General features: G+C 70.4%; 5 protein-coding genes. 4 read left to right on the top strand and 1 reads right to left on the bottom strand.

The window, feature by feature from the left end:
* The first annotated feature begins 94 nt into the window (after positions 1-94).
* The 3 genes from ACZ37P_RS19690 (at position 95) to ypfJ (ending at position 4,000) form a co-directional block, all read left to right on the top strand.
* Positions 95-1,006: a MurR/RpiR family transcriptional regulator gene (locus ACZ37P_RS19690; protein WP_355347049.1), complete on the top strand. Its 912-nt coding sequence runs from the start codon at positions 95-97 to the stop codon at positions 1,004-1,006.
* 239 nt (positions 1,007-1,245) lie between these two features.
* A complete protein-coding gene (locus ACZ37P_RS19695; RefSeq protein WP_467347688.1) occupies positions 1,246-2,700 on the top strand; it encodes a hypothetical protein in 1,455 nt (484 codons plus the stop codon).
* A gap of 394 nt (positions 2,701-3,094) precedes the next feature.
* Positions 3,095-4,000, top strand: coding sequence for a KPN_02809 family neutral zinc metallopeptidase (gene ypfJ, locus ACZ37P_RS19700; protein WP_391050588.1), 906 nt, complete (start codon positions 3,095-3,097; stop codon positions 3,998-4,000).
* A gap of 376 nt (positions 4,001-4,376) precedes the next feature.
* On the opposite strand, the gene ACZ37P_RS19705 is transcribed toward ypfJ, so the two are convergent.
* The gene (locus ACZ37P_RS19705; protein WP_355348845.1) at positions 4,377-4,547 is read right to left on the bottom strand and encodes a hydrophobic protein; all 171 of its coding nucleotides are present in this window, start codon (positions 4,545-4,547) and stop codon (positions 4,377-4,379) included.
* Positions 4,548-5,161: 614 nt separating this feature from the next.
* Here ACZ37P_RS19705 and ACZ37P_RS19710 point away from each other — a divergent pair.
* Positions 5,162-8,662 carry a ricin-type beta-trefoil lectin domain protein gene (locus ACZ37P_RS19710; RefSeq protein WP_467347691.1) on the top strand — a complete coding sequence of 1,167 codons (3,501 nt, stop codon included), beginning with the start codon at positions 5,162-5,164 and terminating at the stop codon, positions 8,660-8,662.
* Positions 8,663-8,790 lie beyond the last annotated feature (128 nt).

The following is an 8,790-nucleotide window of genomic DNA, read 5'->3' on the forward strand; positions in this document are numbered from 1 at the left end:
GTCAGTCTGCATGGTCGATACACGATGAATGACATAATCGCATGGCATCATGGCCTTTCGGACGGCCGGCAGGTGTGAGCGATCGGGGACCCGTATGGAGGCCAAGGGCTACGGCCACGCGGGAGCGCGCATTGATGTCACAGCGCTGATCCGAGCCGAGCTGCCGCACCTGACGGGCTCACTGCGGAAAGTGGCCGAGCTGGTGCTCGCCGACCCCAACTCCGTGATCGGCTGCTCGGCCGCCGAGCTGGGGCGGCGCACCGGCACGTCCCAGCCGACGGTGACGCGGTTCTGCCGCGCGGTGGGCCTGGAGTCGTACCAGCATCTGCTGATCGAACTGGTCCGTGAGAGCGCGCGCGGCGACGAGCCCGCCTGGGGCACCTCGGAGATCGGGCCGGACATCTCCCCCGACGACGACTTGCGGCGGGTGGTCACCGTCGTCGGCCAGGCAGATCTCGGCGCGGTGCAGCGGACGTTGGACACCATCGACCTGGCGTCGCTTGAGCGCGCGGCCCAGGCGGTCGCCCGAGCGCGGCGGATCGACGTGTACGGCGTCGGCGGCAGCGGCGCGGTGGCGGTGGAGACCGAGCTGCGGCTCTTCGGGATCGGATGCGCGGTGCGCGGGTGGAACGAGGTGCACGCCGCCACGACGTCGGCGGCCCTGCTCACCCCGGCCGATGTCGCCATCGGCATCTCTCACTCCGGATCGACCCGGGAGACGATCGAGCCGTTCGAACTCGCCCGCGCGCGGGGCGCCACCACAGTGGCGATCACCGCCGACCACAGGTCACCGTTGGCGCGGGCCGCTGAGGTCCGGCTGATCTCCGCAACCGCCGAGACCTCCTTCCGCGCCGGCAGCATCGGAGCCCGGCACTCGGTGCTGGTGCTGATCGACTGCTTGTACGTGCGCGTGGCGCAGCTGTCGTACGGCCGGGCCAGCGCGTCCATGGCGCTCACCGGGCACATCCCGGGCGACCACATGGTGAAGGGGCGCCGCGGGCGCTGAGTTCAGCGCGCCGAGTTTCAGTGCGCCGAGTTCAGTGCGCCGAGCCCGGCCGCCGATACCGGGGCGCGGGCGCGGCGGTGCACGCCGCGTCCTGCATGATTCATTCATCATTTCTGCGCATCGTGGTTGATTGAACCACCACCGTCTGCCAGCATGTGTGCGTCCGCCACGGTCGCCGGTGCACCGATGGGACCTTCAGCCCCCTCCCCGCTCCCGCGTTCCAACGATCGGAGTAGGCCATGCCAGAACAGAACTCCTCCCTCTCCAGCGCTTCACAGCCGATGCACCGCCGGACGCTGCTACAGGCCGCGGGCCTGGGCGCCGGTGTACTCGCCGCGGGCGGACTGGCCGCCAACCGGGCGGCGGCCGCGCCGGGGCCCGGCGACCCGACCGCCGGGGCGCTGAGTTCGGTGGGGGCCGGAGACGGCACGCACGCCGCCGGCGCGGCGGACTCTTCCGCCGCGAGCGTGGACCTTCCGCTCACCGGAGGGCCGGACTTCCCGATCGGGCTGTTCTGGCCGCCGCACCCGTACGAGACCACGCTCGACCGCTACCAGGAGATCAAGGACGCCGGGTTCACCTTCCTGATCACCGGCAACTACCAATTCGATCCGCAAAGCGGCGGCTACGCCTTGCAGATGGCCGACCAGGTGGGCCTGAAAGTGCTGATCTCGGGCGACCCCCGGATCCAGGCGATCGCGCAGTACCTGTCGGTCACCGATGACCGGAGCGTGCCGTCCTCGCTCACCACCGCTGACGCGACGTCATGGGTGCGTGCGGCACTGGCCAGTTACGCGAACCACCCCTCGCTCGCCGGGTTCAACGTCTTCGACGAACCGGCCCAGTCCAGATTCCCCACGGTCGGGGCGCTCACCGGCATCGTGCGTGACGTCGCACCGGGGCTGCTGCCGTACTCCAACCTCGTGCCGGGTAACGGCCCGGACTACGCGGCCTTCGTGCAGGCGTACATCGACACCGTCAAGCCGCCGCTGATCTCGTTCGACCGGTACCCGATCCTCACCGACGGCATAGACCTCAACTACTTCGACAACTGGGCGATCTACCGCGAGGCGTCGCTGAAGTCCGGTCTGCCGGCGTGGACGTTCATCCAGTCGGTCGGCTACAACAACCACCGGGTGCCCACCGCCTCGCAGTTGGCCTGGCAGACCAACATCAGCCTGGCGTACGGCTGCAAGGGCATCCAGTACTTCACCTACTGGACGCCGGACCCCGCCCGTGGCGAGGGTTTCACCAAGGCGCTGATCACCGCCGACGGCAAGCAGACCCCGCTGTACGGCGCGGCCCGCAGGCTGAACCGCACCTGGCTCCAGCCGGTCGGCCGCCAACTCAAGCCGCTCCGCTCGGAGTCGGTCCAACACGCCAACGACGGCCCGCTGCCGCCGAGCGCAGTGGCCTTCACCCCAGGCGACCACCTGACCTCGGCCACCGGGGACGCCGCCGTCATCGGCCTCTTCAGGAACACGCAGGACGACGGCACCCGCTACCTGCTCGTGGCCAACCGCAACCCCGACGCCCCCGCCTCGGTGCGGCTCGGCGTCAACCAGGCGCACGTCGGAAGCGTGGCGACCTTCGAGCCGGCCACCGGCCGCTACCGCGGAGCGACCCAGCACGGCACGCTGAAGGTCCACCTCAAAGCGGGCGCGGCGGCGCTCTACCGCCTGTCGCCGCGCTGAGTCCGGAGGCTGAGCGACACTGGGCGGCCCCGGCCCGCCCGCACACCATGTGCGGGCGGGCCGAGCCATGAGGGGGGCACGGCCGTCGGCGACGGACGCCTCGCCGTAACGGGTCGTCCCGTACCTCGGCGCCTCGATCACAGGCCGGTACCCGCCCGACCGTTCCGATATGAGAGCCGCGTGGGACAGCCGCCCCGCCGACTTAGCCGCGGCGTCCCTCCGCACGGTCGACTCTCCCGGGTCGGTGATCCAGGTGACTGCCGCCGGGAGGGCTTCCGGCGGACGGCGACCCCTCGGAACACGGTCCGGGCACAACCAGATGAGGTCTGTTCGGCTGGGTAGACGCCCCCGGTGAGACACGGCGTACCGGCGTGTTGTGAGGGAGAGTCAGCTGATGCAGTTCGACGACGATGCCGCCCTGGACACCTCCGAGGTGCAGGACAACCGAGGCGGCACACGGGGCGGGATTCCCGGTGGCGGAAAGACCGTGGGCGGTGGGGTGGTAGGGCTGCTGGTCGTGATCGCCTCTGTGGTGTTCGGAGTGGACCCGGGTCTGCTCAGCTCGGGCGGCACCTCTGACAGCGCCGCGCGATCCGGCGGCTCCCAGGGCGTCGCGCCCGGCGATCTCGCGGCGAACTGCCGGACCGGGGCGGACGCCAACAAGAAGGACGACTGCCGGATCGTGGCCGTGGTCGACAGCGTCCAGGCATTCTGGAAGCAGACGGAGACAGCCGCAGGAAAGTCCTACACCCAGGCGCCGACCCTGCTGTTCACCGACAGGGTCAACACCGGCTGCGGGGAGGCGACGTCGGAGGTCGGCCCCTTCTACTGCTCCGCCGACGACAAGGTCTACCTCGACCTCGGGTTCTTCGACGAGCTCACAGGCAAGTTCGGTGCCAAGGGAGGCCCGTTCGCCGAGGCATACGTCATCGCGCACGAATACGGACACCACATTCAGGACCTCAGCGGCACCATCTCGCGCGGCAGCGGCCAGGGCGAGAACAGCGGCTCGGTGAAACTCGAACTCCAAGCCGACTGCTACGCCGGAGTGTGGGCCCACCACGCCACGACCACCCCGGACCCCGCGAGCGGAAAGCCGCTGATCACCGACCTGACGCGGGCCGACATCACTGTGGGCCTGGACGCGGCGGCCGCTGTCGGCGACGACCGTATCCAGCAGAAGTACCAGGGCAAGGTCACGCCGGACACCTGGACCCACGGCTCGTCGGCGCAGCGCCAGCAGTGGTTCACCAAGGGCTACACCTCCGGAGCCGTCTCGGCCTGCGACACCTTCGCCTGAGAGGTCAGCTCGTCCGGCCCCGTCCGCGGTGAGCGCGGACGGGACATGCCGAACACCCGATACCGCGCGCGGACAAGACCGTGCGCGGCGCGGAATGAGCGCCGCGTTCCTGAACGCTGAATGTCAATGATGTCAATGCCGCTGAATGCCACTGCCCCTGAATGCCAGTGCCGGGGTCGCCCCGGCCCGGTCGCGGGCACTGGAGCGCTGCCCGCTGGAGGTGGAACCGCTGGTGATGCGGGCGGCGCCCCAGCATTGTCATCCTGTCCCGAAATATACGGTGTACCCGTCATCGGAGAACGTTGTCGCAATACGACTGAGCGGTGTCCGCCCCGCGAGGGGCGGACACCGCTCAGTGGCAGGTCGAAGTGCGTCGCTACCAGCGGTACCAGCGGCCACGGCTGCCACCGGAATTCGTCGAGCGGACAACGAATCCCAGCAGCCACACCACCAGGACGACGATCGCCACCCACCACAGAATCTTGAGGGCGAACCCGGCGCCGAAGAGAATCAACGCGAGCAGAAGAACGAGCAGAAGCGGTCCCATAGTTTGTACCTCCCACTCGCGCGCTTGCCCCACGCCCACACTGACATGCGCGGATAATGTCACGGAACGGTATCCATCAGCTGGTGACAAGTGTCCTGGCGATGAGCGGGACATGCGGTCGGGCGCCATAGTCACCGTGCCTCGACGACAGGCGCACTCGATTCCGAGTGCGCGCCAGACCCGTATCACCCCGTACCGCTCCGCAATTCCTTGTCCTCACCATGACGACCGGACGCTGCGGACTGTGGCGCGGACACCGCCGCGGGGATCCGGGCTGTTTCCGGCTTCTGGTGCGACCGGTGGTGTCTCGCGCTGCGTCAGCGCGGTGACGGGACGGGGCGGGGCCGTCGAGGCGCGTCGACCGGAGTGACACACCGCCGACCGCCGTGTGCGGCCCGTGCGGCCCGTGCGGCGTATTGACGCATACACGACCAATGGCTAGCTTCAGGGAGCGCCCTCTCGCCTCGTCGCGCCGGTCAACTCAACTCCGCTTCCCGCACGGCGAATTGGACCATGGACAACGATGTCAGGCTCTGTCGAGGACTACGGAAGGCATGCCCATGCGCCCACGCCGCGTCGGATCACCTCTCTCGCCCCGCAGGAGCCGGGCGCTCGTGCTGGGTTCATGCCTGGCGCTGCTGTCGGTCACCGCCGTCGACAGCGCGGTGGCGCGGCAGGCCGCCCCGCCGGCGCGGGCCACGGCGTCGAGTTCCGTCATCACCGACGGGAACGCCCGCTTCGAGGTGCTCAGTCCGACCCTGGTGCGGCTGGAGTACGCGGGCGACGCCGCCTTCCAGGACGGGACGACGTTCAACGCCGTCAACCGGTCCTTCCCCGTATCCGACGTCACCACGGACGTCACCGCGGACGGGTACCGCGAGATCACGACGTCCGGGCTGACGTTGCGCTACAAGCGGGGCAGCGGCCCTTTCACGGCGGCCAACCTCACGGTGACGATGGCGGGCACGGGGGTGACCGCCAAACCGGCGTTTCCTTCCTACTGCCCGGTCAACTCCGCCTGCGAGGCTGAGAATTCGCTGCTCAGCGGCTACGGCGTCGCCGCCTACGACCACACCGGGCACACCGGCTCCGGCTTCGTCGCCGGATACGAGCACACGGGCAGCGGACTCACCCAGGACGTCTCCGCGGTGCCGTCGACCGGCGACTACCGGCTGTGGGTGCGCTACTCCAACGCGGCGGGCGGTACGGGCACCCTGTCCACCCGGGTCGGCTCGACCGCGGGCCCGGCGCTCAGCCTGCCCGCCACCTCGTCGTGGAACGCCTGGTCGACCGCGTCCGCCACGGTGCACCTGACCGCCGGCACCAACACCCTGAGCATCGTGCAGAACGCGGGTGACACCGGCCGGGTCAACATCGACAGCCTGGCGGTCACCCCGGTCGGCACCACGGCGTACCCGGCCGCGTCGACGGCGCTCACCACGACCGGCTACGGCGCGGGGCCGACGAACACCCTCGGCGGCTGGTCCCGGACACTGGACAATCCGGCGGCCGTGCCGGTGCCCGAGCACCCGGGGATCCTGGATCGCGACGGCTGGTACCTGCTGGACGACACCCGGACGGCTCTGCTGTCGGGCGCGCACGCGGTGACCGACCGTCCCTCGCACGGCGCCCAGCCGTACCAGGACGGCTACTTCTTCGGCTACGGCCAGAACTACAAGCAGGGCCTCGCCGACCTCAACTCCCTGACCGGCGGCGCCAATCTGCTACCGGAGTCGGCCTACGGCGTGTGGTACTCGCGGTACTACGGCTACTCGACGGCCGACTACGAGAATTCGCTGCTGCCCACCTTCCGCAGCACGAACACGCCGATCGACTGGCTGGTGGTGGACACCGACTGGAAGTCGCCGACGCAGTGGAACGGCTGGAACTGGAACAGTTCGCTCTTCCCCGATCCGCGGGCATTCCTCGACTGGACCAAGCAGCAGGGTCTCGCGGTGTCGATGAACATCCACCCGACCATCGACAGCGGCGACCCCAAATTCGCCGCGGCCAACTCCCGCGCGGGCGGCCTCCTGCCCGACGGCGGCAGCACGTACGCCTTCGACTGGTCCAACCCGGCGCATCTGGCCGCCTATCTCGATCTGCACCAGCCCTTCGAGCAACAGGGCGTGCGGGAGTGGTGGCTGGACTACTGCACCAACTGCGGTGCCTCGACCGCGTCAGATCCGCATGTGGGGCCGGACAATCTGATCAACCAGGCCTATGCGGACGACGCGGCGGCCAAGGGGCTGCGCGGCTTCTCCTTCGCACGGATCGGCGGCTCGGAGGAGGGCAGCGACAACAGCAACTACCCGGTCGGGCCCTGGTCCGAGCGGCGCAACTCGATGCAGTTCACCGGCGACACGCCCGCGACGTGGGACATGCTCGCCTTCGAGGCGAAGTTCACCGCCGCCGAGGCCGCCGCGGGGATCTCCAATGTCAGCCATGACATCGGCAGCTTCCACGGCGGTCATCTCGCCGACGATCTGTACGCCCGCTGGGTGCAATTCGGCACCTTCCAGCCGGTGGACCGGCTGCACTCCGACCACGGCGACCGGCTGCCGTGGAACTACACCGGCGCTGCCGCGGCGAGCGCCGAGTCCTTCCTGCGGCTGCGGGAGGCGCTCGTCCCGTACACGTACACGCTCGCACAGCAGGCGAACGCGACCGGTGTGCCCATCGTCCGGCCGCTGTATCTCGACTACCCGTCCCAGGACGCCGCCTACAGCGCCACCGGCGAGTACCTGTACGGCGACGACGTCCTGGTCGCGCCGATCACCTCGCCCAACGACTCCAGCGGCAACGGCTCCGCGTCGGTGTGGGTGCCGCCGGGGAGCTGGACGGACTACTTCACCGGCCGCACCTACACCGGGCCCGCCACCGTCACCATCACCGGTCCGCTGTCCCGGATGCCGGTGCTGATCAAGGCCGGCGGCATCCTCCCCACCCGCACCGACTACGTCGACAACCAGGGGCAGCGGCCGTTGACGCAGGTGACGGTGAATGTCGCCGCGGGTGCCGACGGGGCCTTCTCGGTCTACTCCGACGCCGGCGAGGGCACGGGCTATCGCAGCGGCCAGGCGACCGAGGCGCCCCTGTCGTGGAGTGAGGCGGCTCGGACACTGACGATCGGCGCGCAGACCGGTTCCTTCAGCGGCGCGCCGACCTCCCGGGCCTACACCCTGCGGCTGTCCAACTCGCAGGCGCCGACCGCCGTTTCGGTCGACGGGGCGCAGGTCCCGGAGACCGCGTGGTCGTGGAACGTCAACCGCAGGACGGTGACGGTGACGACGGGCGCGCTCCCGCTCGGCTCCTCGCACACCGTGACGCTGTCAGGCAGCGCGTCCGCGAACCCGGCGTCCGGCGAGGTGATCGGCGCGGGCGGCCTGTGCCTCGACGTGCGCGGCGGGGTGGCCGACGACGGGACGGCCGTGCAGCTGTGGGGCTGCAACCACAGCGCGGCCCAGCAGGTCGCGTACCAGGCCGACAGTACCGTCCGGCTCCTCGGCAAGTGCCTGACGGCCACGGGCGGCGGGACGGCGAACCGTACGCCGGTGAGCGTCGCGGGCTGCTCGGGTGCCGCCTCGCAGACCTGGACGCACCGCTCCGACGGCAGCCTGCTCAATCCGGCCTCGGGACGCTGCCTCGACGTGCCGGACGGCAACACCACACCCGGCGCCGTACAGCTCCAGCTCTACGACTGCGCCGGTGTGACCGCGCAGTCGTGGAAGCTGCCGCCCGGTGCGGTCTCCGGCCCCGCTGCCCTGTGCGTGGACGTGACCAACGCCGATCCGGCCTCCGCCACGCCCGTGCAGTTGTCCGGCTGCAACGGCTCCGACGCGCAGCGCTGGTCCGCGCCCGGCGACCGCACGCTGCGGACCTTCGGCAAGTGCCTCGACGCGGTGGGCGGCAACACCGGCAACGGCACACGGACCCAACTGTGGGACTGCAACGGCACGGGCGCCCAGGTGTGGGAGAGCCGGGCCGACGGCACCTTGTTCAATCCGCAGTCGGGCCGCTGCCTCGACGACAAGGACAACGGCCAGCAGGCCGGGGATCCCGTGCAGTTGTGGGACTGCAACGGGACGGCGGCACAGCGCTTCCGCCTCGGCTGACCGGCGCGCCCCGTCCGCTGTGTCCCACCCGGTCGGGGGGGGGGGGGGGGGGGGGGGGGGGGGGGGGGGGGGGGGGGGGGGGGGGGGGGGGGGGGGGGGGGGGGGGGGGGGGGGGGGGGGGGGGGGGG

Source organism: Streptomyces sp. NPDC024632 (assembly GCF_055559175.1).

Coding starts and splice junctions, on each gene's coding strand:
- ACZ37P_RS19690 (WP_355347049.1), top strand. CDS start 95: ATGGAGGCCAAGGGCTACGGCCACGCGGGAGCGCGCATTGATGTCACA.
- ACZ37P_RS19695 (WP_467347688.1), top strand. CDS start 1,246: ATGCCAGAACAGAACTCCTCCCTCTCCAGCGCTTCACAGCCGATGCAC.
- ypfJ (WP_391050588.1), top strand. CDS start 3,095: ATGCAGTTCGACGACGATGCCGCCCTGGACACCTCCGAGGTGCAGGAC.
- ACZ37P_RS19705 (WP_355348845.1), bottom strand. CDS start 4,547: ATGGGACCGCTTCTGCTCGTTCTTCTGCTCGCGTTGATTCTCTTCGGC.